The organism is Amorphoplanes friuliensis DSM 7358 (assembly GCF_000494755.1).
GTDB lineage: Bacteria > Actinomycetota > Actinomycetes > Mycobacteriales > Micromonosporaceae > Actinoplanes > Actinoplanes friuliensis.
Map to the genome: position 1 here is coordinate 5,545,023 of NC_022657.1, position 25,024 is coordinate 5,570,046.

Sequence of the window (25,024 nt, forward strand, 5' to 3'; positions counted from 1 at the left end):
AACCGCAGGGCGTCCGCGTCCGTACTGTCCGTCGACGGACCACTCCCGGCGGGCCGCGGCGCCGGGCCCGTTCCGGACGCGTCGGCCGTCCGCGAGTCGGGTGATGCGCCTCCGCGGGCGCTAGCGCTCTACGCAAAACCATGGTTAACCTTCCAACTCGTACGACGCGGAAGGTGCTACCGGGCGCGTGGTGCGCGTACGCGGGGGCAAGGACGGGGGGCACGTATGCGGCAGCGGGGGAGCTTCACGCACCCGCGTACCCGCATGCCCTCGGCCGCTCTTCCCGGGGTGGCCTCATGAGTTTCGAGGACGACGAATACTGGGAATCCGAATACGACGACAACCCGAAAAATCGGTACACGGACACCACCGCAACCGCCCGGGATCCGTATGCCGACGCCGTCGCCGCCCGCTGGGGCGCTGATACCCGCCGTCCTGTTCAACGCGCCCAATACATCGAAGAAGACGATTTCGACGAGGCGCCGGAGCCACCGTCCGTACCGATCGAGACTTTTGATCCCGGAGTCGACGAACTCGCCGAACGTCGCCGTCAGCGCCGCGAAGCCGGTTACCAAAGGTCACCGAACCGCGACAAGCACATCAGCTCCGCCTTCGACGGCGACCGCCCCGGCTGGCTCGACGACCCCGCCTTCGCCCCCGCCGACCTCGACGCCGCCCCCGTCTCCGCACCGGCCGCCGAAGGCTGGCAGCGCCGCAGCCTCGACTTCGACGAACTCGAGTACGACGACCGCGACTTCGACGTCCAGGACTGGGAAGAACAGCGCCGCTACACCGCATCCCGCCGCTCCCGCCCCCCGCGCCGGGAAGAGCCGCCGCAGCCGGTCACCGGCCGGGCCCGGGTCACGCCGCCGGCCCCCGAGGAAGTTGTCGTCGACCTGCCGCCGCGCGGACGCGACTTCGACCCGCTGGTCGACGACCTGCGCGAGGAAGAGCTGCTGCCCTACGAGCCGGCCGCCTACAACCCCGAGCCGGTACGACGCGGGCCGCGCGTCAACCAGCCCGACCCGCGCGACTCCCGCCCGGACCGTCCCGGCACCGACCCGCGAGTGGCCCGACCGGACCAGCCCGCGGCGTCCCGTCCCGGCGTCGCCCGCCCCGACCAGCCCGCTGCAGCGCGGCCCGGCATCGCCCGGCCCGACCAGCCAGCTGCATCCCGGCCCGGCATCGCCCGGCCCGATCAACCTGCCGCGTCCCGACCTGGGATCGCCCGGCCGGACCAGCCTGCCGCGTTCGCACCCGGGATCGCCCGGCCCGACCAGCCTGCCGCGTTCCGGCCCGGGGTGGATCCGCGCGTCGGTCAGCCTGATCAGCCCGCCGCGTCGCGGCCGGGTGCCGATCCGCGGGTGGCCAGGCCTGCTGCGGCGCGAACTGACGTCGATCCGCGGACGTCACGGCCTTCGCTGCCGGGTGCCCGTCCCGAGCCGTGGGCCGAGCAGCCCGCCGCGCCGGACACCAACCAGCCGGAAAACACCGACGACGGGCAGGGCCCGCGCGTCAAGAACAAGGCGCCGGCCCCGGTCGCGCCGCGGGTGATCAGCAAGGCCAAACCACCCACGACCCCCCGCGTGATCAAGAAGGCCGAACCCCCGGCCCAGCCGCGCGTCATCAGCGCGACGCCACCGACCGCGGTACCGCGCGTGGTGACCCCGGCGCTGCCGAACGTGCCCAAGACCCCGGCCGCGTCGGCCGGCGTTGTCGTCCCGGCCCCGTCGCAGCAGCCCCCGGCCTACGACCAGCAACGCCCGGAAGGCACACCCACCAGCCCAGCCGCATGGGACCAAGGCACTCGTCAACGCCCCGAAGGGGCACCGACCAGCCCGGCGTCGTGGGACCAAGGTGCCCAGCAGCGCCCCGAAGGCGCGCCGACAAGCCCCGCCGCATGGGACCAAGGCGCACAGCAACGCCCGGAAGGCGCACCCACCAGCCCGACCGCGTGGGATCCGAGCACCCGGCAGCGCCCCGAGGGCACACCCACCAGCCCTGCCGCATGGGACCAAGGCGCACAGCAACGCCCGGAAGGCGCACCCACCAGCCCGACCGCGTGGGATCCGAGCACCCGGCAGCGCCCCGAGGGCACACCCACCAGCCCTGCCGCATGGGACCAAGGCGCACCCACCGGCCCAGCGTCCTGGGACCAGAGCACCCAGCAACGGCCGGAAGGCGCGCCGACAAGCCCCGCGTCATGGAACCAGGGTGGCCAGCAACGGCCCGAAAGCGTTCCCACCAGCCCCGCTGCGTGGGGCCAGGATGCCCAGCAACGGCCCGAAGGCGCACCCACCAGCCCGGCCGTGTGGAGCCAGGGCGCACCGCAGCCGGCCGCGTGGGACCAAGGCGCATCGCAACGCCCTGAAGGGGCGCCGACGAGCCCGGTCGCGTGGGACCAGGCCGTTCAGCATCGTCCGGACGCGACACCGGTCAGCCCGGCGGCGTTCGATCAGGGCGGCCATGTTGGTGGCGTTCCGGGCGCAGAAGTGAACGGTGCTGCGGCCACCTATGGCCAGCGGCCCCCCACCGCTTACGACGCAGGTAGCCAGCCGGCCCCGCACGGCACCGGGAGCCAGCTCAACCCTTACGACACCGGTAGCCGGCTCAGCCCCTACGACACGGCCAGCCAGCTCAACGCCCACGACACCGGGATCCAGCTCAACCCCTACGACACGGGCAGCCAGCTCAACCCCCACGACACGGGCAGCCAGCTCAACCCCTACGACACGGGCAGCCGGCTCGATCCTCGTGACACGGGCAGTCAGGTGGCGGCCTGGGACGGGGGCGGTCAGGCTGCCGCTTGGGATACCGGTAGTCAGCTCGCCGGGCCTGGGGTGCCGGGGCAGCCACCGTTCGGGCAGGGTGACCAGCGCGGGGCGCAACCGGCCGCCTATGACCAGGGGAATTCGCAGCTTGATCAGGGCCGGAGTGGTCCGGGGCAGTGGCCGGACGCCGGCTCGGACCTCGGTCAGGGCTGGTCCGAGGACGGCCGGCACGGCGGGTCGCGGCGGCCGCGGGTCGGTTTCATCTCGTCGTCCGGGGAGGCCGGTGAACTGCCGCCCGAGACGCCGACCAGCCCGGCTGCTTTCGACCGGGCCGGACAGAGTCAGGGGCGGCCGCAGGTCGGGCTGATCCCCGGTCAGCGTCCGGGGCGGCCCGGTGGGGTGCCGCCGCAGGGCGCACCGCAGCAGCGACCGCCGGTCATGCCAGCCTCGGCACCGCCGCCGGTGCCGCCGTCAGCGCCGACGCCGATTCGCCGGCCGGCTGCCGCTTCGGCGCCGCCGCACAGCCCGCCCGGGGTGCGTCCGCCCGGTGGGGCGCCGCAGGCTCCGCCGCCGTTCGCCTGGGGCGAGGAGCAGGACCAGCGGGTTGCGCCGCAGCGTGGCCGGCGGTCCGAGGTTGCGGATGCCGGACAGCGCGGTCGCTCGTCGTTCGGCGATGGTTCGACCGCTGAGACGCCGATCGTCGGTGGCCCGCGCACCGCGATGATCTCCTCTACCGGGGCGCCCAGCGCGGTTCCGCCGTCGCAGCGGCCGCCGTCGCGGACCGCGCCGACGGTCGGGGCGCCGCAGCCGATGGTCACGGCCTACGACCGCCCGGTCAGCAGCATGCCTGCTCAGGTGCGTCCGGTCGACTTCGAGATCCCGGTCTCGCCGGCCGCCGACCAGCGCCACTTCGCCGCCCGGCCCGACGGCGAGGCTTCCACGGTGGGCATGTCCCGCCGGCCGGACCTTCGTGAGACCACCGACGAATTCCCCGTCGTCGGCCGGACCCGCCCGGTCTCCCCCGCCGCGGGAATCGCACCGCCGATCTCCCCGGCGGCCGGCCCGGCCCCCGCGAACTACCAGGACGCCCGCATCGCACCGCCGGTGTCCCCGGCGGCCGGCCCGGCTCCCGCGAACTACCAGGACGGCCGCATGGCACCGCCGGTGTCCCCGGCCGCCGGCCTGACCCCGGCGAACTACCAGGACGCGCACCCGGTCTCGGCGGCCCCGAACTACAAGGACACGCGTCCGATGTCGCCCGCCCCGGCCTACCAGGACGCGCAGCCGGTGTCGCCGGCTGCGGGGGTGGACAAGCAGAGCGAGGTGCGAGGGCAGCACCGCAGTCCCGGCGAGGACACGGGCGCGTTCCAGGTGCCGGTCGAGCAGCCACGGCACTCGTCGGGTCACGTCGCGGAAGAGCAGGCGTACCACGCGCCCGGGCGGCATTCGGGTGGGTCGTCGCAGGTGCTCGAGGGTGAGATTCTGCCGCCCGTGCGGCCGATGCGGATGCCGCCGCAGTCGCCGGCAGAGGCTGCCCGGCACGCCGAGGCCGTGCGGCACGCCGAGGCGCTGCACCGGGCCGAGCTGGAGCGTCAGGCCGAAGCGGCCCGCAACGCCGAGGCGGCGCGGCAGGCCGAGGCCGAACGCCGGGCGGAGGCGGCACGGCGTGCCGAGGCGGCACGGCAGCAGGCAGCGCGGCACGACGAGGCTGTTCAGCGGGCGGCGGCAGCTCAGCTCGCCGACCTTCAGCGGCGGGCCGACGCCGATCGCAAGATGGAGGAGGCTCTGCGGCTGGCCGAGGCCACGCGCCAGGCCGAGATCGCCCGCCGGGCCGAGCTCGACCGTCAGGCCCGGGAGGCCGAGGCGGCACGTCAGGCGGAGATCGCGCGGCGCGCCGAGGCTGTCCGGCAGGCGGAGGAAGCACGGCAGGCCGAGGCGGCTCGACGGGCTGCGGCTGCGCGCCAGGCCGAGGCCGACCGGCTGGCCGAGGAGGCGGCGCGGCATGCGGAGGCCGTACGCCAGGCCGAGGAAGCCGCGTACCGTGCGGAGGTTGCCGCGCGGGAGGCCGAGGAGGCCCGCCGCGCCGAGGCTGCACGGCAGGCGACCGAGGCCGCACGGCGGGCCGAGGAGCTTCGCCGGGCCGAGGAGGCCGCGCGACAGGCCGAGGCGGACCGGTTCGCTGCCCGTCAGGCCGAGGCGGCGCGCCGCGCCGAGGTTGCTCACCGGTTCGAGCAGGAGGCACGCCAGGCGGAGGCCGAGCGGCAGGCGGCTATCGCCGCGCGGCAGGCCGAGGCCGATCAGCACGCGGAGGCGGCACGCCGGGCTGCGGCGGCGCGGCAGGCCGAGAGCGAACGCCAGGCTGAAGCGGCGCGGCAGGCCGAGGCGGCACGGCAGAGCGCCGAGCAGGCCCGCCGGGCCGAGGCGGTGCGGCTCGCGGAAGCGGCACGGCAGGCCGAGGCGGCACGTCTGGCCACCGGTGGCCGGCAGGAGAGCACCGGTGGGCAGCAGGAGAGCAGCAGCGCCAGCCCGGTGTCGGCGGTTCCGGCGGCGGCCCGCCCGGGCCCGAACCCGGCCGCGTTTGCGGTGCCGATCGGTCGCCTGATCACGTCCGGGCCGACCGCGCCACCCAAGTACGCGGATGCGGATCTCGGCCCGACCTGGTTCGGCGCGAAGCCGAAGTCCGAGACGCCGGCCGAGCCGGAAACCACCACCGAAGCCACCGCGGAGCAGGACAGCACCGCGTCCGAGGGTGTGGTGCTCGACCTCGACATCACCGGCCTCATGAACGGCGCGCAGAAGGCACAGCCACCCGTGGACGGGGCTCTGCTCGTACCCGGGCCGGAGCCGGTGGAGAGGAAGCCGGCGGCACCGGCAGCTGATCTGGGACCGCTGGGTCCGGAGGATCTGGCCGGGATCCGCTGGCGGCTCGACGGTGCCACGCTGCGCGAGGTCGTCGACGACCGGGACGCGCTGCGGGTGCTCGGGGAACGCCTCGACGGCCCGCTGTCCGAGGAGCGGGACAACGTCGTGAAGGCGGGGCTGCTCAGCGTGCGGGCGGAGGTCTACCGCCTGCTGGACGAGCTGGGCATGGCGGCCGCGGCGAGCCGTCTGGCGCTGGCTCACGCCGAGTCCGCCGGGGATGTGCAGGCCATCGTGATCGCGCAGGCCGAGCTGGCGCACGTGCTGCGGCTGCGGGGTGACTTCACCGAGGCGGACCGGTTGTTCGAGCAGGCCGCGAGCTCGGAGGCGCCGGAGCTGCTGCGCAGTGTGGTGCACGAGAACGCCGGGCGGTGCGCCTTCGATCAGGGGCGGCACATGGAGGCGCTCGATCACTTCGCGCGGGCGGTGCGGCTGGGGCTGCCCGACGACCAGGAGCTGGCGCAGCGGACCGATGTTGCGCTCGAGGCGATCTACATCCACGTGCTGCGGGACGGGTGGGGGCCCTATCCGCGGATGCGGCGGGAGATCCTCGGGCCGGTCAGAAGCGCTGATCCGGCACCAGCGGATCCGGTGCGAAACTAGGCATCTGGTCCACGTTCTGCCGCGCGCCCGCGACCGACAGGCGGCCGCGGCCGGAGGTCTTCGCGTCGTAGAGTGCCGCGTCCGACGCCGCCACCAGGTCCTGGACGGTGCTGACGTCACCCGGGAGCACCGCGATGCCGATGCTCAGACCGGGTGGTCCGCCGGGCAGATCCGTCCGGGCCGCGACGGCCGCGCGGAGTGCTTCGGCCACACCGACCGCGGCGCGCCGGCCGACGCGCATCAGGATGACGAACTCGTCGCCGCCCAGACGCGCGGCCAGACCACTGTCGCCCACGACCGTACGCATGGCGGTGGCCACGGCCTGCAGGACCCGGTCTCCCTCGGTGTGACCGAAGGTGTCGTTGATCGCCTTGAAGTGGTCGAGGTCGACGGTGATGAGGGCCAGGGTCGCATCGGTACGCCGGGCCGACTCGCCCTCACGCAGCAAAGCCTCGTCGAAGTGGCGCCGGTTCGCCAGGCCGGTCAGGTGATCGGCGTGCGCCTGCTGTTCGAGCACGTCGCGCAGCTTGTCGGCCCGGCGGCGCAGGCTCAGCACCACGAACGCCGACATCGTCATGGCCAGGACCATGGCGGTCCAGTCCGCCGCGGCCCGCTGGAAATTGAGGATCGAGAAGACGGTCGCCGCGTGGCCCGCGAAGACGATCAGCAGGTTGGCGTAGACGACCCGGCGGCTGAGGAAGTTGGCCGCGAAGAGGATCGGCCAGAGGTAGAAGAGTTGCGCGCCGGTCGACGCGTCCGAGGTGGCGAGGTTGAGTCCGGAGATCGACAGTGTGGCGACGAGCGGGGCGCCGAACCAGAACAGGCGCGGGAAGATGCCCGGCCAGCGCCAGCAGATCAGCCCGGCGACACCCATGAGCATGCTGACGGCGACGACGGCGATGACCCCGGGCAGGTCGATCCCCGGTGTCAGCAGCGCAGTGAACAGCACGTACGGGCACGCGGCCAGGGTGAGGTACGCGACCGCCCGCGACGCGCCGTGCACGTCGCGAAGCTCGTACGCGAATGCGTCTCCCCTGAGCAACACACTCGTTGATCGGCCCCGGACGCGCCCAGTTGAGGGTTTCGGCCGTTCAGCCCGGTGCGACCGGCGGTGTCACGGGGTCCCGGTGGGCCAGAGTGGCACCGAGACTGGCCAGGCTCACCAGCAGCAACGCCGCCACCTCCCGCAGCCCGAGGCGCTGGTGCAGAACGAGCAGGCCGGCGATGGCCGCACCGGCCGGCTCGAGGCTCATCAGGATGCCGAAGACGCGGGTCGGGATCCGCCGCAGTGCGTTGATCTCCAGCCCGTACGAGAAGACCGAGGACAGCAGGGCCACCGCGGTCGCGCCGAGCAGCAGAGAAGGGTGGTCGAGGACGGCCGTCGCCCCGGACGCGCCGAACGGCAGCACGAGCAGCGCCGCTCCCGCCAGCGCGACGGCGAGCCCACCCGTCCCGGGGACCAGCGTGCCGAGGTGAGCGCTGGCCAGGATGTAACCGGCCCAGCAGAGCCCGGCGGCGAACGCCAGCAGCAGTCCGCCGAGCGGCGCCGTGACCGTGGGGTCCAGGCCGAGCAGCGCCACTCCCCCGCCGGCCAGCAACGCCCACATCAGGTCGGCGACGCGTCGGGTCTGTCCGAGGGTGAGCAGCAGCGGCCCGAGGAACTCGACGGTGACGGCCACACCCAGCGGGACCGTCCGCAGCGACAGGTAGAACAGCAGGTTCATGCCCGCCATCGCGACACCGAGCAGGGCAGCGGCCCGCCACGCCGCGGCCGACCAGGCGCGGACCTTCGGGCGGAAGACGACCCCGAGGATCACGGCGGCGATCAGGAGCCGCAGCAGGGTGATGCCCGCGGCGCCGAGCTCGTCGAAGAACCCGCGGGCGACAGCGCTGCCGACCTGCACCGAGGCGATCGCGGTGAGCACGAGCAGCGGCGCCGGCACCGCCCGCCGCCGCTGGACGACCGTGGTCATTCGGTGCGCAACGCGACGACGGGATCGAGCCGCCCGGCGCGCTGTGCGGGGACGACCCCGAAGATGATGCCGACCAGGGCCGACACCCCGAACGCCAGGGCGAGCGACCACCAGGTGACCGCGGCGGGCACCGGTGAGAGCCGGTCGACGAGCAGGGCGGCGGTGATGCCGAGCGCCATGCCGATGACGCCTCCGATCGTGGTGAGCAGGACGGCTTCGAGCAGGAACTGCAGGCCGATGTCGCGGGGCCGGGCGCCGACGGCCTTGCGCAGGCCGATCTCCCGGGTGCGTTCGCGCACGGAGACCAGCATGATGTTGGAGACGCCGACACCACCGACGAGCAGGCTGATCCCGGCGATGGCGGCCAGCACCCCGGTGAGCACACCCAGGATGTCGCCGAGGACACCGAGGATCTGCTCCTGCGTGACGGCGCTGAAGTCGCTGTCGGGGTGGCTCCGGGTCAGCGCGGCCACGATGTCGGCGCCCAGGGTGCCGATGCGTTCGCGGTCCGGGGCGCGGATGGCCAGCGCGTCGATGCGGTCGGTGCCGAGCAGCCGCTGCGCCGCCGTGACCGGGATGTGGACCTCGCTGTCGCGGTCGACGCCGAGGCTCTGACCCAGCGGCTCGAACGTGCCGATCACCCGGAACCGGACCCCGCCGATGGTGACCTGGCGGCCGATCGGATCACGGTCGCCGAACAGCTGCGTGGCGACACCGGCGCCGAGGACAGCGACGCGGCGGGCGGTGCTGACGTCCGAGCGGGTCAGATAGCTGCCCCGGTCGAGACGGCGGACGAAGACACTCGGTGTGGTCTCGAGGACACCCTGCATGCTGGCGAACGCCGTACGGCTGCCCGCGCGTACCGTCTCGCCGGAAGCGACCGTGACCGCGACCCGGCTGCGGTCGCCGACCACCCGGCTGACGGTGTCGACGTCGTCGAGCGAGAGCGTCGACACGGACGGGGCGGAACCGGCCTCGAGGCGGCCCGGGACGACGATGAGCAGGTTGGAGCCCAGACCCTCGACCTGCTGCTCGATCTGCTGTTTGGTGCCGGTGCCGATCGCCACGAGAGCGACCACGGCCGCGACGCCGATGACCACACCGAGCATGGTCAGGACGCTGCGCAGCCTGTTGGCGCGCAGCGCATCGAGGGCGACCCGCCAGGCCTCGGCCAGCCTCACGCCGCGCCTTCCTCACCGGTGACGGGCGCGGGGCTCACGATCAGCCCGTCGCGCATGACGATCTGCCGGTGGGCGCGGGCGGCGACCTCCCGGTCGTGGGTGACCAGGACGATCGCGACACCCTCGTCGTTGAGGGACTCGAGCAGCGCGAGCACGGACTGGCCGGTGGTGCTGTCGAGGTTGCCGGTGGGCTCGTCGGCGAGCAGCACGGACGGGCCGGTGACCAGGGCGCGGGCGATGGCGACACGCTGCTGCTCACCACCGGACATCTGGTTGGGCCGGTGATCCATGCGGTGGGCCAGGCCGACCCGCTCAAGCATCGCCGCCGCGCGGGCCCGGCGCTCACGGCGGCCGATGCCGCGATAGACCAGGGGCAGGGCGACGTTGTCACGGGCGGTGGTGCGTGACAGCAGGTGGAACGACTGGAAGACGAAGCCGATGGTCTCGTTGCGCAGGCGGGCCATCTCGGGCGGCGACAGGGTGGCGACGTCGCGGCCGCCGATCACCAGGGTGCCGCCGGTCGGCCGGTCGAGACCGCCGAGCAGGTGCATGAGGGTCGACTTGCCGGAGCCCGAGGTGCCGACGATCGCGACGTAGTCGTCGGCCTCGACGGTGAACGAGACACCGCGCAGGGCGGGCACGGAGACGCCGTCCAGCTCGTACGTGCGGCTGACGTCGGTGGCGACGATCGCGGGAGCTTCGCTCACGGTACGGTCTGCCCGGCGCTGACCTGGTCGGCACCGCCGATCACAACCTGCTGACCGGCGGTGAGGCCGGAGACGACCTGAACCACGTCCTCACCCTGGACGCCGAGGGTGACCGGGACACGCTCGGCCTTGCCGCCGCGAACCGCCCAGACGGTGTCGCGGCCGTCCGCCGAGACGACCGAGGAAGCCGGGACGGTCACCGCGTCGGCCGCCTGGCGCACCTGGAGCCGGACGATCGCGCTCATGCCGGGCCGCGGTGTCGGGGCCGCGCCGCCGTCGGCGAGGGTGCCCTTGCCCAGCGTCAGACGGACCCGGTAGGAGACGCCGCCGCGGGCGGAGGTGGTCGGCAGGAGGTCGACGGCCCGCACCGTGGCGTCGTAGGTGGCACCCGAGGCGGCGTCGAGCTCCGCGGTCGCCTTGCCGCCGGGCTCGACGAGCAGCACGTCGGTCTCGTCGACCTCGGCGGCCAGGCCCAGGCGCCCGGTGTCGACGATGGTCATGATCGGGGTGCCCGCGCCGACGGTCGCGCCCACCGGCACGGCGGAGTCGACACCGCTCAGCGGGCCCTGGGCCGGAGCACCGCCGGCACTTGCAGCAGCCGGGTCGGCCAGCAGATCGGTCAGCGACGCCGTGCCACCGGACGGGGTTCCACCCAGCTGCACCACCCCGGACACGGGCGCGCGCAGGGTGAGAGCGTCGACGGCGGCCTCGGCCAGGGCGTACGCCTGCTGGGCCTGCACGCGCTGGGCGGCGGTCAGGGCGTTGACGGCCTCACCCAGGCCGGCGACACCCTGCTGCACCGAGCGCAGGGCGGCACCAGCCGTCTCGGACACCGCGTCGTACTGCTCCTGGGCCGCTTTGACCTGGGCCAGCAGGGCCGCCTTGACCTCGGGATCGGTCACCTTCGCCGCCGCCTCCCGGGCCGCGGTGAACGCCTTGCCGGCCTGGGCGTCGGTCCGGCGCTGCACCGCGGTGTAGCCGGCGGTGCCGCCGCCGGACGGAACGCCGCCCGAGGAGGCCGCGTCGACGGCCTTCGCGGCGTCGTCGAGGCGGCGCTCGGCGGCCGGAGAGTCGATCACGGCGACGACCTGACCCTTACGCACCTTGTCCCCGGCCTCGAACCGCAGCTCGGCGAGGGTGCCCTCGGCCGGCGCGCTGACGGTGGCGGCGGCGCGGGCGGTCACCGAGCCGGACGCCTCCACGACCTCGGCGACGGTGCCCAGCCGGGCGCTGCCGAGGGTGACCCCCGACGGCTCGTCACCACAGGAAGCCGCGGTCAGCGGTGGCAGGAGAGCGCAGGCGACGAGCAGGGTCACGGTGCGACGGCGTGGGGGGTGGGACACGAGCGCCACTCTATGCCGGGGCACCGACGAAAAATGCGGGCCGAACGGGCGGCTGATCTATATCGGTCGGGTGGCCCCAGATACCGCCCCGGTGTCGGTTATCCGCCCGTCGGCCGACCGGAGGGCGACTGCGCAGCTCACGGGCGGGTGCGAGGGTGAGTTCAGGCCCTCGACAGCGGGCCGTCCGCGAGGCACAATCGGCCGCCGGTTGAACCGAGCGCCCCACGGCGCCCGTAATCCAGGTCACGTGCCGCATCCGCGAAGACGAAGGACGGGACCATGTCGCTGCATTTCCTGCCCCGCTCGGCCGCCATGCTGCGCGCCGACGACCTGACGGTGGTGCACCACGACGACACGGTCAGCCACTTCACCGACGTGATCTACACGCTGACCCGCGACGGCCTGCGCATCCTGACCCTGACCGGCGACGAGAAGATCATCATGGCGCACGACATCCTGACCACTCACGCGCATTTCGCCCACACGCCCCTCGCCGCCTGAGGCCGGCGCCGCTCCGAACGGGCGACGGCCCGCCGGCTGGAGCCGACGGGCCGTACCAGGAACCGCTGGTGGATCAGGTGCCGGAGCGGCGCCCGATCACACTGACCCGCATACCGATCTTGCCGATCTTGTAATACGCCTTCGCATCGGCAGGGAGCAGGTTGACGCACCCGTGCGAGCCACGCCACGCGTCGTGGATGTACGTGGTCGTCTGGTGGAAGCCCCGGCCGCCGATGAACCGCTGCCAGTACGGCAGCCAGACCTCGTACGGGTCGGACCATTCCTTCTTGGTGCGCTTGTTGATCTTGTAGGTACCGGACGGGGTCCGGTAGCCCTTCATGCCGGTCCGCGTGACGGTCGGCTTGAGGTAGACCTTCTTGTTCTTCATCACCCAGGTCGTCTGGTGCGTCAGGTCGACGCAGAACGTGTAACCCGAGCTCTTGGCCTTGCACTTCGACGTCTTGGTGGCGGCGAGACGCTTGGCCACCCCGTTGGTCGTCGGGCCGGCCAGCCCGGCCGCCGGCTTGATGCCGAACCGGGTCTGGAACTTCTTGATCGCCTTGCAGTCGGCGGCGGACTGCTTGCCGTCCACCGTGACCGTGCCGTAGCCGCCGATCTTCTTGAGGTAACCCTCGACCTGCTTCTGATATTTGCCCGTCGAACACGAAGCCGCGGCGGCCTTCGTGACGACGACGGCGGTGATCGGTGTCGCGCTGACCGTCCGGCCCGCGGCGCCTGCCGCGGCCGGGCCCAGAGCGACAGCCCCGAGTCCACCGCCGACCGCCACGGCCACGAAGGCTGCGGCGAGGCGTGCGGAAACCCGCTGCACTGCCAAATCGTCCTCCCCAGGAGATGTGTCCGCACATCGAAGCACACCTGTGCACCTGGGAAGGTCCCCCGGACGTCCGTGGCACGGATCCGGGAGGTTTATTGCGGGGTGGCGAAATCCTGCACCCAGTACGGGGTCCGGTCACCGGAGAAGGCCAGACCCACGCCGACCTGGTGAAGGTCGCAGTCCATGATGTTCTCGCGGTGCTCCGGGCTGTTCATCCAGCCGTTGACGACCTCGTAGACGCTGTCCTGACCGCGGGCGATGTTCTCGCCGAACCGCTTCCAGCGGTAACCCGCGTCCTCGACACGCTCACCGGCCCGGTCGCCCTGCGAGTCCTCGTGGGCGAAGTAGCCGCGCCGCGCCATGTCGGCGGCGTGCTTGTTCGCGGCCACGATCAGCCGGCGGTCGACACTGAGGTTCTCGCAGCCACCACGCCGGCGGTTCTCGTTGACCAGTTCCAGCGCCTGCTGCTGCACGGAGCTGCGCGGATCGGTCGACAGCGCCTGACTCGCGGTCACGTCCCGCTTGGCGTTGCCGGGCTGCGCGGCGAGCGTCTTCGGCTTGTCGGGCTGGGTGGCCTTGTTCCGCTTGTCCTCACCGGCATCCGCGGTCGCCGGTGTTGTCGCCGCCGCCGGGCGCGCCGGCCTGATCACGGCCGGCCGCTGGTCGTTCGGCTGCGCCTGGTCGTCCGCGGGCTCGGCCTGATCGGCCGTCCCCGCCTGATCGTCCGGCCGGGCCTGGTGGGCCGGCGCGGCGTGACCGGCGGCAGGACCAGGATTCCCCGGTACGGCGGGTACGGCCGGAAGGTCCGCACCACCGGGAAGTTGCGGGATCGCCGGCAGGTCGGGCCACTGGACCGAGGGGGCCGTCACGGCGTCCGGAGTCTCCTCCGCACCCGCGGTGGTGGCCACCATGATCCCGCCGGCCAGTACCGCCGAGACCGCGGCGGTCACTACGACAGCAGGCTTGCGCATCCCGTTGTCTCCTCTGCTCGCGGCGTCGCGCCCGTGCACGTCGCCCTCCGAGGTGGCTCAACGTCACAACCGCCCACGGGTGACTGGACGGCTCGGGCGGGCTCCGGCGCCCGTCACACCAAGATCGCCTCTGAGCTGGGGTTATGCCTCATACGCGTCGCACAACCGCACAGACAAACAGGACACTTCACTCGTACGGGGTAACCCGCCCGGGTCCACTTGAGGACCGGACGAAGGTTATTGAGCAGGTGCCCGCATGGCTAGCGTTCGTCGGTGCGTAACCGTTACCTGGATCTGCTCCGGGCCGCCGCCATCGTCCGGGTCATCGTCTACCACCTGTTCGGCTGGCCCTGGCTGTCGATCCTGCTGCCCGCCATGGGCATCATGTTCGCGCTGGCCGGCTCACTGACCGCCGCCTCCCTCGACAAGCGGTCCGCCGGCAGCGTGATCACCTCCCGGCTGCGCCGCCTGCTGCCACCGCTGTGGCTGCTCGCCGCGATCGCCGTCCCCGCGATGCTCTACCTCGGCTGGACGGACGAGGACGGCGGCGACAAACCCCTGAGCTGGAAACTCGCCCTGTGGATCCTCCCCGTCGGCGACCCGCCCGGCAGCGAACGCGGCATCGACGTGTGGGAACCCCTCTGGTACATCCGGGCGTACCTGTGGTTCGTGGTGCTGTCGCCGCTGCTGTACCTCGCGTACAAGAAGATCGGCTGGGTGGCGGTGGCCGCGCCCATCATCCTGATCGCGGTCCTCGACAAGACCGACCTGACACTGCCCTTCGGCCGCGCCGACGCGGCCATGTGGGACTTCGCCACCTACGGCGCCTGCTGGATCGCCGGCTTCGCCCACCACGACGGCCGCCTCGCCCGCCTCCACCCCCGCATCGTCCTCGCGGCGGCGACCGTCATCGGCTGCGCGGCGCTGTACTGGCTCCGCGGCCACCCCGGCGAGGACGGCTACGACCTGAACGACGTGTCGGAATCGCAGGCGCTGTGGTCCCTGGCGTTCGTCCTGCTGGCGCTGCGCTGGCAACCGGACATGTCCTGGCTGTCCCGCAACCGTCTCGCCGACGGCGCGGTGAACTTCCTCAACGCCCGCGCCGTGACGATCTACCTGTGGCACAACATCGCGATCGCAGCCATCTGGCCGGTGCTGACCTTCCTGGCCCTCGACGACCTCGACATTCTGGACGGTCCGGTGGATCTCGCCGCGTCGCTGGCGCTGACGTTGCTGGCGGTGGTGGCCTTCGGGTGGGTCGAGGACGTGGCGGCGCGGCGGCGGCCGAGGTTGTGGCCGGCCGGGGCGGGCCGGGGTCCGACCTCCGGCAAGCCCGGTGATGGCGGGTTGCCACCCGGTCCTTCGGCGCCCGGCCCTTCGGCGCCCGGCCCTTCGGCGCCCGGCCCCTCGGCACTCGATCCCTCAGTGCCGGATCCTTCGGCGCCCGGCCGCCCGACAGCCGGTCTTGGTGGGGCCGGGTTCGGTGGGGCCGGGACGGATCGTGTGACAGTGGCCTTCGGGGAGCCCGGGAGCCCCGCTCCGGACCTCGGTAGGGGCCCTTCCGGGCCGCCTGCGGTCAGCTTCGGCGGACCGGTCGGCGGCGTCACGGAACCCGTGCCCGCCGACGAGATGGTGCGTCGCTCATCGCGCCGGATCGAGGGTTTTGCCGACGACGATCGTGTCGCACCGTGGGCGGGTCCGGACCGGAAAAGCTACGGCCCCGACGGCCAAGTCGTGCCGTTTCCCGAGGCCGAGGTCTCGTTCGGGCTCCCTGCGCACACCGACGGGCCCACGCCTGATCAGGAGCAGGACGAAGCAACCGCCACGGCCGCCTGGTTCGGCAGGAAGGCCGAGGAGCGACCGTAGGTGAGCCTGATCTGATCGGGGTCCTGCCGTTCGGGCCGCGGGACCCCGATCAGATGCGCCTCAGGCTGTTTCGGCGAGGATCGCTGCGGTGAGCTGGTCGATGCCGAGGAGGTTGAACTCGTTGCCCAGCGACCGCATCATCGAGTCCTCGCTCGGCCGGTAGACGCCCCGGTCGAAGTACGACCCGCCTTCGAAGGTGCCGATCACGCCGCCGTCGGGGGTCGGCTTCCCGAGGTAGCTGAACCATTTCAGCTGCTCGGCGCGCATCGTGGCCTCGTCGGCGACGGAGGTGTTCGGCTCGGGGAGTTCGCCGCCCTCGTAGGTGCCTTCGCCGCCGTACTCGTCGGCGAGGCCGCCGATCGAGTGGCCGAGCTCGTGCACGACGATGTCGCCGGAGAGCGCGTTGCCGCCGCTGGAGACGGTCACGCTCCCACCGGAACCGCCGTAGGTGCTGCTGTTGACCAGGATGAGGGCCTGGTCGGCACCGGGGGCGAGGCTCGCGTACCCCGTCGCCGCGGTCTCGTCTACGCACACGAGCCGGTCGAGGCCCGCGCAGAAGAACTCGCCGTCGAGCGCGGTGTCCTTCTCGACGCCGAGGGTCGGATCGTTGTCCGACCCGGACTGGTTCGAGACGGCGTTGACCTGCCACACGTTGAACTTGTCCTTCAGCGTCCGGAACGGCTCGATCGCGGTCAGCTGATCCCACCGCGCGAGCACCTGCTGGTGGAACAGTTCCTGCTCACCGGCGGTGTACCCGTCACCGACAAAAACCAGGTCGTACCGTGTGGCCGGCGTCCCTGTCTGCTGGATGGTGACGACGTCGGCCGCCACGGCGGGTGCGGCGCTGGTGCGCGGCAGGTCCGCGACCTTGACACTTTCCTGGCGGATCGAGCCGTCGGGCGAGAACACCTCCCGCACCTCGGTCCGCGTGTCGGCGGAAGCCGGCAACTGCACCAGCCCGTAGACGACGACGGTGACCGCGGCAGCTGCCGCCATCAGAGCCGTCCTGCGGCTTCGGATTCGCATCACGGGCGCCTCCTGGATCTCGGGGATGAAGATCCAACCTACATCCAAGCCGATCTATGAGTCGGGCGCCACCAATCCGGTCTTGTAGGCCAGCACAGCCGCCTGCAGCCGGTCCCGCAACTCGAGTTTCGCCAGGATCCTCCCCACATGGGTCTTCACCGTCGTCTCCGCCACGTGCAACCGCTCCCCGATCTCGGCGTTGGACCACCCTTCCGCGACCAGCAACAACACCTCGAGCTCGCGCTCGGTCAGTTGACCCAGCCGCTCGGCGTCCTTGTGCGCGGTGGGCACCACCGGCACCAGCTGCCCGGCGAACCGGTCCAGCAGCCTCCGCGTCACCCGCGGCGCCACCACGGCGTCCCCTCCGGCGATCGCCCGGATCGCCGCCAGCAACTCCCCCGGCGGCGCGTTCTTGAGCAGGAACCCACCGGCCCCCGCCTGCAGGGCCGCAAACGCATCCTGGTCGGTGTCGAACGTGGTCAGCGCCAGCACTCGTGCACTGTTCCCGTCGGCGGTGAGCTGCCGCGTGGCGGCAACACCGTCCATCACCGGCATCCGGATGTCCATGACCACCACGTCGGCCACGGTGTCTCGCAGAAGCCGCAACGCCTCGGCCCCGTCAGCCGCCTCCCCCACCACGGTCATGTCCGGCTGCGCGGACATGATGACCCGGAAGCCCGCCCGGACCAGCTCCTGATCGTCAACGACAACAACCCGGATCACCCGCCACCGCCCCGTCGCACCGTTTTCACCGCACCCCCGCCGCAGAATCCTCGATGCCCGCGCCGACCCCCAGCCCCCCGCCCGACTCCACAGCCGACACCCCCGCCGGCCGAGGTCGGGCCGGAGTGGCTCGGCCCGGTCGTGCGGGTGTCCGGCCGTGACCGCACACCAATTCGCCACCCACCGCAACTGACCCGGCCGGACCGCCGAAGCACTCGTCCAGCGCTGACCACACAACCGAGCGCCAGCCCACCGCGGGAGGGTCCGACGCAGCTCCGCCGGCATTGCCAGGTCCGCGTAGACCCAACTTCAAGGATGTCGGGCCAACAGATCTCGCCAAGGCCCGACCGCGCCGGCTCAGCCGCAACAACGTCGGCGCCCCACAACCGACCACGCCAGACCACTGAATCACCGGCCCGGACCTGGCTGCACCACAACCGGCCGCAGCCCACCGCGACCCACCGGGCCAGACCACCGGAACAACCGTCCGGACCTGACCCCACCGCGACCGAGCAGGTCGGACCGCCGGCCGGCGCGCGGTCGGCGCACGGTCGCGGTGGTCGCCGCGGGTCCAGGCCCGCCGAGAGGCAGGCCGACCGTCCTTCAGCTGGTCGGGCGCAGGCCCTTGGCGCCGAACGACCTGGGTCATGGGGAGCCGCCCGGGCTGCGGGGAATCGTTGCAGTCACCTGCCAGCCACCGCCGGGGCGCGGCCCGGCGACCAGAGCGCCGCCGTGCATGGCGACTCGTTCGCGCATGCCGAGAAGACCGTGGCCGGACGAGCGGGAAGCTGCCGGCGTCGACCCGCCACCGCCGTCGTCGTCGACCTCGACCGTGACCGCACACGGGCTGAAGTGCAGTCTCAGCCGCACGGCGGCGTCAGCGCCCGCGTGGCGGAGGGCGTTGGTGAGTGACTCCTGTACGACCCGGTAGGTGGTCAGCTCCTGGGCGGCGGTCAGGCCGTCGCCGGACCCGATGGTTTCTCGGGTGACCTGGAGGCCTGAGCGTTCGACGAGGCTGTCCACCTCCGCCAGACCGACCCGGCGGCGGCTGAGGCTTTCGGGCCCGTTCGGCGTGGGTGGCGCAGCCTGCACTGGGGCCGGCCCGCGGAGAAGCTTGACCACGCGGCCCATGTCCTCCAGGGCTTCGCGGCCGGTGGCTGCGATCGTCGCCAGCGCGTCGCGGGCCGGTTGTTGTGGGCCCTGCAGGGTGTAGCTCGCCGCGTCGGCTTGGACGATCATCACGCTGAGGCTGTGGGCCACGACGTCGTGCACCTCGCGGGCGATGGCGGCGCGTTCCTCGGCGACGGCGAGCAGTGACAGGTGGTCGCGTTCTCTTTCCAGGGTGGCGGTGCGTTCCTCGAGGCTTTCCACGTAGAGCTTTCGCGTGCGGACGCCGTAGGCCGTGACCCAGGTTGCGACCGTCACCGCGCCGACGACCCAGAGGACTACCCAGAAGTTGCCCGAGCGGGCGTTTTCGACGAAGGCGGCGACGAGCACTGCCCCGCCCGCGCCGGCGCCGGCTGTCACGCCCCATCTGAGCTGGGCGTGGTAGAGGACGACCGAGTACATGGCGATCAGGACCGCCAGGTCGAACAGGCGGACGTAGCTGTTGAACAGCAGGTGCGCCGGAGCGAGCACAAAAACTGCCGTCAGCACGGCCAGCGGGAATTGCCGGCGCCAGATCAGGACGAGCGCCATGAGGTAGCCGCAGGTCTTGATGGGCCAGGGCAGCCCGTGCTCGATCGACACCAGGACCGCGACCAGCGCCGCCACCGCTCCGTCGAAGAGCCAGGGGCGAATGTCCTTGCCGAGGCGCCGCACGAACACCACGATAGAAGGCTTCATGCGCCCACGACCGAGGCCCGTCCTGCCCGTCGGGACGGCAGCACGGCTGCTGCCGCGCCGGCGAGTGCGGCGATGCCTACGAATGCCGCGAGCTGTCCGGCCGGGACGGCCAGGAGGGCGCTTGTCGCGCCGAAGGCCGCTTCGGCTGTCAGCCAGCCGTAGAGCACCCCGAAGAGCACTCCGGCCAGGGCTCCTGCGGCCGCCATCAGCAGCGCTTCGAGCATCAGCGTCGCGCTGAGCTGGGCGCGGGTGAGACCCAGCGCCCGGACCAGCGCCGATTCACGGGTGCGTTCGAGGACCGAGAGCGACAGGGTGTTCGTGATGCCGACCAGGGCGATGACCAGGGCGAAGCCCAGGAGGACCGCGATGATCCCGACGATCTGCCGGATCGCGTCGCCACGCTCGGCGCGGACGCTCGCCAGGTCGTCGACCTGGACCAGCGGGTGGGCCTGCAGGGCGGAGTCGAGCCTGGCCCGGCCGTCCGAGGGGCTCACACCGGGTGCCGTCCGGACCATGACCAGTGAGTCGTCCCGGGCGGCCGGACCGAGTGTGGTGAAGTCGCCCGGCCAGAGCACCACGTCCCCCACCAGCGGAGAGGCCTGCACCACTGCGGCGACCTCCACGGTGGCGGTGCGTCCGTCCGCGGTCACCGACAACCGTTTGCCGACCGTGCCGCGACCGGCTGCCACGAGCGCGGTGCCCGGACCGAAGTCCGCGAGCCGCCCGCTCGTCACCACCGGCCGGTACGCCGACCCGATCGCCCCCGGGTCCAGACTTCCCACGGTGATCTTGCGGCCGGAGAGCTTGCCCTCGGTCTGCCTGACCGCGGCGACAAGATCGAAGGACGGGTCCCGGCGGAGTCCTGCCCCGACTGCCGCCGGAACACCCTTCCGTCCACCGGCCCCGGTCAGCAGGTAGTCGACCGGATAGGCCTCGTCGAGCTGAACCTCCGCGGTCCGGTCGACGGTCGCGGCGATGGTGCTGCCACCGGCCATCAGCGCGACGCCGACGAGCAGCGCCGCCGTGGTTGCCGCGGTGCGTCCCGGGTTACGACGGGCGTTGGCGACGGCGAGGCGTGCGGGCACCCCGAGGAGCCTGCCGGGCAGCCAGCCCAGGGCGGCCACGAGACGCCCGATCACCAGCGGGGAGATCAGCAGCAGGGCCAGGAAGTTGCCGATGCCACCCGCCACGACCAGGAGCATCGCGGGCTCGGGCTGATCCGTCCGCAGGCCGGCGACCGTGGTCAGGGTGCCTGCGACGCAGATCAGAACCGCGACCAGCACCTGCACCCGCCGGCTGCGGCGTCCACTCACGGGCACCACCAGGCGCAGGGCGGCGATCGGCGGCACCCGGGTCGCGCGGAACGCCGGAACAGCCGCGGAGACCACTGTCCCGAGAACGCCCACCAGCAGGGACGCCACGATCGGCCACGGTGTCAGGACCAGGCCGCCGGCCGGGATGTCGGTGCCGAGTGATGCCGAACCCTTCATCAGCCCCCAGCCGACCCCGCCGCCCACCGCGAGGCCGGCGAGGGCGCCGGCCACGCCGACGAGGGCCGACTCGGTGAGCACGGAGCGGAAGATGTGCCCGCGTCCCGCGCCGACACACCGCAGGAGTGCGATCTCGCGCTGCCGTTGCGCCACCAGGATGGTGAACGTGTTCGCGATGACAAATCCGGCCACCAGCACAGCGACCGCGGCGAACAGCGCCAGTCCGATGCTCAGCCCACTGAGCTGGGCGAAGGCTTGCTCTGCCAGGTCGTGTCGCAGCTGATCGCCGGTGCGGACCCTGGCCCCGGCGGGCGCCGGCAGCGCGTCGCGCACGGTTGCCGGATCGGCGCCCGGCCGCAGTGTCGCCACGATCTCGCGAAAGCCGGTGGAACCCGTCAGCCGGGTCAGCTCACCCCTGGTCAGCACCGTGGTGGACACGCCACCGCTCACGGCGACCACGCCCACGACCCGCAGAGGACGGCGGCGCTCCCGGGTGTCGAGGACCAGGGCGGTGTCGCCGATGCGATAGCCGGTCGCCGTCGCCGTTGCCGAGTCGATGGCCATCTCATCGCCGGTGGTGGGCACCACGCCGTCGACCAGCTCGAACGCGCGGAGCTCCGGCCGGTCACCGGCGTCGACGCCGTAGCCGGTCTCGCCGAAGGCCGTGACGAGACGACCCTGACGGTCGAGCAACGGCAGCCGCTCGCGCATGCGCCCGGCGGCAGCCGCGACGCCGTCAGCGCGACGGACCTCCTCCAATGTGGATGCGCCGAGGTGCGACCCGGCGCCCGCTGTGACCGCCACGTCGACATTCCGGGCTGAGCGTGCGTACTGGCCGACCAGCGCCTCCTCGGCGCTGTCGCTGAAGATCATGGTCCCGGCGACAAAACCGACCGCCAGCACGACGGCCAGCGCGGTCGGCACCAGGCGACGGGGCCGCAGTCCGATCCCCCTCATCGGGTCGCCAGCCACTGGAGCCGGTCGGCGACACCATCGGGAGTGGGTGCCCGGAAGTCGTCCGCGATCCGGCCGTCGGCGAGCACCACCACCCGGTCGGCATAACCCGCCGCGACGGGATCGTGGGTGACCATGACGATGGTCTGACCCCACTCGCGGACGCTGCGCCGGAGCAGCGAGAGCACCCCGGCGCCGGTACGGGTGTCCAGGCTGCCGGTCGGCTCGTCGGCGAAGACGACATGGGGACGGCTCATGAGCGCGCGGGCGCAGGCCACCCGTTGCTGCTGACCGCCCGAGAGCTGGGCCGGGTAGTGCCCCAGGCGGTCGCTCAGGCCGAGATCGGCCACCACCTGGGCCAGCCGCTCGCGGTCGGGCCGCCGGCCGGCGAGCTCGGTGGGCAGCACGATGTTCTGCTCCGCCGTCAGGGTCGGCAGCAGGTTGAAAGCCTGGAAGATGAATCCGATGCGGTCACGGCGGAGCGTCGTCAGCTCGCGGTCCTTCAGGCCGGCCAGCTCGGTGCCGCCGATGCGGATCGAGCCCGAACTGGCCGTGTCGAGCCCGGCCAGCAGGTGCATCAGGGTGGACTTGCCGGAGCCGGAGGGTCCGACGATGGCGGTGAACTCGCCGGCGGGGAACGTCACGCTCACCCGGTCGACGGCGGTCACCGCCGTGTCACCCTCGCCGTAGATCTTGACAAGGTCGTCCGCCCGCACCGCGTGGGTGGTCGTCATTTCGGCCTCCTGTTTCTGTGGTCGGAGGCAATCTAGGAGCGGCCGGGGGCCGCCCGCGTCGTCGTCAAGTACCGTCCGCGCGTACTACTCAAGGAGGACGGCAGGCCGGACTGAAACATTCTCGCTAATTGGGTCGAAATGCCCGCTAGCCTGAGCGAATGGTGCAGCCCGGACAAATGGCGCCACCGGTGGGAGCACCCACCGGTGACAGCTCGCTGGTTTTCCGGGCCGGCACCCTGCTCTGCGCACTGCGCCTCGGTGAGGTGGTCGAGACCATGCGGCCGCTGGTTACCCATCCCCTGGCCGGTACGCCCGCGTTCGTCACCGGTATCTGCATCATGCGGGGCATCCCGACCCTGGTGATCGACGTGGCCCGGCTCCTCGGCGGCGCCGGGGCCGACGTCGAGCGGTTCATCGCGGTACGGACCGAACACGGTCCGGTGGCCTTCGCGACCGGGGCGATCCACGGGGTCCGGCCGGTCAGCGCCGACTCCGCGCACCGGCACGAGGCCCTCCTGGGTGATGCCCCGGCCCGTCTGGTCGCCGCCGTCGGCACGATCGACGCCGAGCCGGTCCTGCTGCTGCAGAGCATGCGGCTCGTACCGGACGAGGTGTGGGCCGCCGCCGCCGCTCTGACGGTGCCGTCATGACGGCCACCCCCGAGGTGACGAGGTTCCGGACGTTGCTCGCCGCGAAGCTCGGCTGGACCTTCGACGACAACGACGTCTCGCAGCTCGACGACGTCCTGGCCAAGCGCTCCGGATCGCACCGGCTGAGCCGGACGGCGTACCTGAGCAGGTTGGGCGCCCCGGGCTGGGACGCCGAGCTGACCAAGCTCGCCGAGGACCTGACCATCAACGAGACGTACTTCTACCGGCACGGGGAGCAGTTCCGCGCGCTGGCCGACGTCGCCCTGCCCGAACGCCTCCAGGCGCGGTCGGCCCAGCGGGTCCTGCGGATGCTCTCGGTCGGGTGTTCCTCCGGCGAGGAGGCCTACACCCTGGCCATCGTCGCGCGGGAGTCACAGCCCGATCGCGACTGGATCGTCTCCGTGCTGGGTCTCGACGCCAGCCCGGCGGTGCTGCGCCGCGCGACGGCCGCCCGCTATTCGTCCTGGTCGCTGCGGGAGACCCCGGACGACGTACGCCAGCGCTGGTTCCACCCGCACGACGGCTACTACGAGCTGGACGCCGCGATCCGGGCGACGGTGCAGTTCCGGCAGTACAACGTGGCGACACCGGACGACAACCTCTGGCGGCCGGACCAGTACGACGTCGTGTTCTGCCGCAACCTGCTGATGTATCTGACGCAGCCGGTCCGGGACCAGCTCATCGAGCGGATGACCAGATCGCTGTCGCCGGGTGGCTACCTGTTCCTCGGGCACACCGACTCACTCGGCAGCCGGCCCGAGGGGCTCGAGCCGCAGCACACCCATCAGACGTTCTACTACCGCCGGCGGACCGTTCCGGACGCTCTGCGTTTCGAGGAGCCGCTGGTCGTGACGCCCACCAGGACGAGGCCGGCGCCGCAGGAACCGATCGAGTCGGACGCCTACGAGCGGGCGCTGCGGCTGCTGCACGACGAGCGGTTCGGTGAGGCGCTGAAGCTGATCGAGGCCTCACCGCAGGACCGTCCCGCACCCCGCGATCTGCTGCTGCACAGCGTTCTGCTGGCGCACACCGGGCGCATCGACGAGGGCGAGAGGCTCTGCCGCCGGCTCCTCGACCTCGACGGCCTGTACGCGGACGCCCACCACCAGCTCGCCGTCTGCCTCGAGGACGGCGCCGGCACCGACGCGGCGATCGCGCAGTACCGTCTGGCCGCTCACCTGGACCCGGAGTTCGCGATGCCCCGCATGCGGCTCGGGCTGCTCGCCCGCCGCCGCGGTGAGAACCGCACCGCCGCCACCGAGCTGGACCGCGCGCTGACTCTGCTCAGGCAGGAACGCGACGACCGGATCGCCCTGTTCGGCGGTGGCTTCGGCCGGATCGCCCTGACCACGCTCTGCCGTACGGAGCTCGACGCCTGCGGGGCCCGCCGATGAGCCCGAACGACGTGACCGACCGCCTGCGGGAGCTGCGCGGCGACTTCGACCGCTCGTTCACCGAGCCGGCGCGCCAGCACGACGTCGAGTACGCCGAGCTGCTCGCCATCCTCGCCGGTGGCCGCGCCTACGCCCTGCGGCTCTCGCAGGCCTCGGGTGTGCACTCGGACCGGCCCGTAACACCGTTGCCAGGACCTCAGCCGGCGCTGCTCGGAGTCGCGGGATTCAGCGGCGCCATCGTGCCGGTCTACGACCTCGCGGCTCTGCTGGGACATCCCGTACCGGAGCGGCCGCGCTGGCTCGTGCTGGCAGCCGGCACCCCGCCCCTGGCCCTCGCCTTTCACGACCTCGACGGTCACGTCCGGGTGCCGACCTCGACGATCGTCGGCGAGACCGACGGGCACAGCGGCCGCGACGTGCTGCGCGGCATGGTTCCCCTGCCGGGCGGCACCCGCCCGATCGTGGACCTGCCTTCGGCCCGCGCGGTCGTGCACCAGCTGACCGGACACACCACGCACAACACCGAGGAGCGGTGACC

At 72.4% G+C, this 25,024-nt stretch carries 18 protein-coding genes; 6 read left to right on the forward strand and 12 right to left on the reverse strand.

What is annotated here, in order from left to right; all coding sequences use genetic code 11:
* The first annotated feature begins 296 nt into the window (after window positions 1-296).
* Complete coding sequence (locus tag AFR_RS46230) at window positions 297-6,293, forward strand: hypothetical protein (protein ID WP_023364030.1); 5,997 nt, start codon at window positions 297-299, stop codon at window positions 6,291-6,293.
* On the opposite strand, the gene AFR_RS25745 is transcribed toward AFR_RS46230, so the two are convergent.
* From AFR_RS25745 to AFR_RS25765, 5 genes are read right to left on the reverse strand one after another with little or no spacing between them, the layout of a single operon-like run.
* Window positions 6,250-7,335 carry a GGDEF domain-containing protein gene (locus AFR_RS25745; protein ID WP_052359817.1) on the reverse strand — a complete coding sequence of 362 codons (1,086 nt, stop codon included), beginning with the start codon at window positions 7,333-7,335 and terminating at the stop codon, window positions 6,250-6,252. The genes AFR_RS46230 and AFR_RS25745 overlap by 44 nt on opposite strands.
* A gap of 49 nt (window positions 7,336-7,384) precedes the next feature.
* Window positions 7,385-8,266, reverse strand: coding sequence for an EamA family transporter (locus AFR_RS25750; protein ID WP_023364034.1), 882 nt, complete (start codon window positions 8,264-8,266; stop codon window positions 7,385-7,387).
* Entirely contained in the window at window positions 8,263-9,447 is a 1,185-nt protein-coding gene (locus tag AFR_RS25755) for an ABC transporter permease (RefSeq protein WP_023364035.1), read from the reverse strand. Before AFR_RS25755 ends, AFR_RS25750 begins: the two co-directional genes overlap by 4 nt.
* Entirely contained in the window at window positions 9,444-10,154 is a 711-nt protein-coding gene (locus AFR_RS25760) for an ABC transporter ATP-binding protein (protein ID WP_023364037.1), read from the reverse strand. The genes AFR_RS25755 and AFR_RS25760 overlap by 4 nt, the downstream gene beginning before the upstream one ends.
* On the reverse strand, window positions 10,151-11,497 hold the full coding sequence (locus AFR_RS25765) for an efflux RND transporter periplasmic adaptor subunit (protein ID WP_238547135.1): 1,347 nt from the start codon (window positions 11,495-11,497) through the stop codon (window positions 10,151-10,153). Before AFR_RS25765 ends, AFR_RS25760 begins: the two co-directional genes overlap by 4 nt.
* 279 nt (window positions 11,498-11,776) lie before the next feature.
* Here AFR_RS25765 and AFR_RS25770 point away from each other — a divergent pair, with 279 nt between their 5' ends.
* Window positions 11,777-11,998, forward strand: a complete 222-nt coding sequence (locus AFR_RS25770) for a hypothetical protein (RefSeq protein ID WP_023364041.1) — start codon at window positions 11,777-11,779, stop codon at window positions 11,996-11,998.
* Window positions 11,999-12,071: 73 nt separating this feature from the next.
* On the opposite strand, the gene AFR_RS25775 is transcribed toward AFR_RS25770, so the two are convergent.
* Window positions 12,072-12,827 carry a L,D-transpeptidase family protein gene (locus AFR_RS25775; RefSeq protein WP_023364043.1) on the reverse strand — a complete coding sequence of 252 codons (756 nt, stop codon included), beginning with the start codon at window positions 12,825-12,827 and terminating at the stop codon, window positions 12,072-12,074.
* Window positions 12,828-12,925: 98 nt separating this feature from the next.
* Window positions 12,926-13,804: a CAP domain-containing protein gene (locus AFR_RS43930; protein ID WP_023364045.1), complete on the reverse strand. Its 879-nt coding sequence runs from the start codon at window positions 13,802-13,804 to the stop codon at window positions 12,926-12,928.
* Between the two features lie 273 nt (window positions 13,805-14,077).
* Here AFR_RS43930 and AFR_RS25785 point away from each other — a divergent pair, with 273 nt between their 5' ends.
* The gene (locus tag AFR_RS25785; protein WP_023364047.1) at window positions 14,078-15,670 is read left to right on the forward strand and encodes an acyltransferase family protein; all 1,593 of its coding nucleotides are present in this window, start codon (window positions 14,078-14,080) and stop codon (window positions 15,668-15,670) included.
* A gap of 60 nt (window positions 15,671-15,730) precedes the next feature.
* Here the strand turns inward: AFR_RS25785 and AFR_RS25790 are convergent, their stop codons facing one another.
* From AFR_RS25790 to AFR_RS25810, 5 genes are all read right to left on the reverse strand, one after another.
* Window positions 15,731-16,666, reverse strand: a complete 936-nt coding sequence (locus tag AFR_RS25790; RefSeq protein ID WP_023364049.1) for a M64 family metallopeptidase — start codon at window positions 16,664-16,666, stop codon at window positions 15,731-15,733.
* A gap of 84 nt (window positions 16,667-16,750) precedes the next feature.
* On the reverse strand, window positions 16,751-17,359 hold the full coding sequence (locus tag AFR_RS48005; protein ID WP_238547387.1) for a response regulator: 609 nt from the start codon (window positions 17,357-17,359) through the stop codon (window positions 16,751-16,753).
* Between the two features lie 705 nt (window positions 17,360-18,064).
* Window positions 18,065-19,264, reverse strand: a complete 1,200-nt coding sequence (locus tag AFR_RS25800; protein ID WP_084298133.1) for a sensor histidine kinase — start codon at window positions 19,262-19,264, stop codon at window positions 18,065-18,067.
* Window positions 19,261-21,711, reverse strand: coding sequence for an ABC transporter permease (locus tag AFR_RS25805; protein WP_041842714.1), 2,451 nt, complete (start codon window positions 21,709-21,711; stop codon window positions 19,261-19,263). The genes AFR_RS25800 and AFR_RS25805 overlap by 4 nt, the downstream gene beginning before the upstream one ends.
* Entirely contained in the window at window positions 21,708-22,442 is a 735-nt protein-coding gene (locus tag AFR_RS25810) for an ABC transporter ATP-binding protein (RefSeq protein ID WP_023364057.1), read from the reverse strand. Before AFR_RS25810 ends, AFR_RS25805 begins: the two co-directional genes overlap by 4 nt.
* Window positions 22,443-22,600: 158 nt before the next feature.
* On the opposite strand from AFR_RS25810, the gene AFR_RS25815 reads away from it, so the two are divergent.
* From AFR_RS25815 to AFR_RS25825, 3 genes are read left to right on the forward strand one after another with little or no spacing between them, the layout of a single operon-like run.
* Window positions 22,601-23,092, forward strand: coding sequence for a chemotaxis protein CheW (locus AFR_RS25815; RefSeq protein ID WP_041841136.1), 492 nt, complete (start codon window positions 22,601-22,603; stop codon window positions 23,090-23,092).
* Window positions 23,089-24,486 (forward strand): CheR family methyltransferase, encoded by a 1,398-nt coding sequence (locus tag AFR_RS25820; protein ID WP_023364061.1) that lies wholly within the window; start codon window positions 23,089-23,091, stop codon window positions 24,484-24,486. The genes AFR_RS25815 and AFR_RS25820 overlap by 4 nt, the downstream gene beginning before the upstream one ends.
* Window positions 24,483-25,022, forward strand: coding sequence for a chemotaxis protein CheW (locus AFR_RS25825; RefSeq protein WP_041841137.1), 540 nt, complete (start codon window positions 24,483-24,485; stop codon window positions 25,020-25,022). The genes AFR_RS25820 and AFR_RS25825 overlap by 4 nt, the downstream gene beginning before the upstream one ends.
* The last annotated feature ends 2 nt before the right edge of the window (window positions 25,023-25,024 follow it).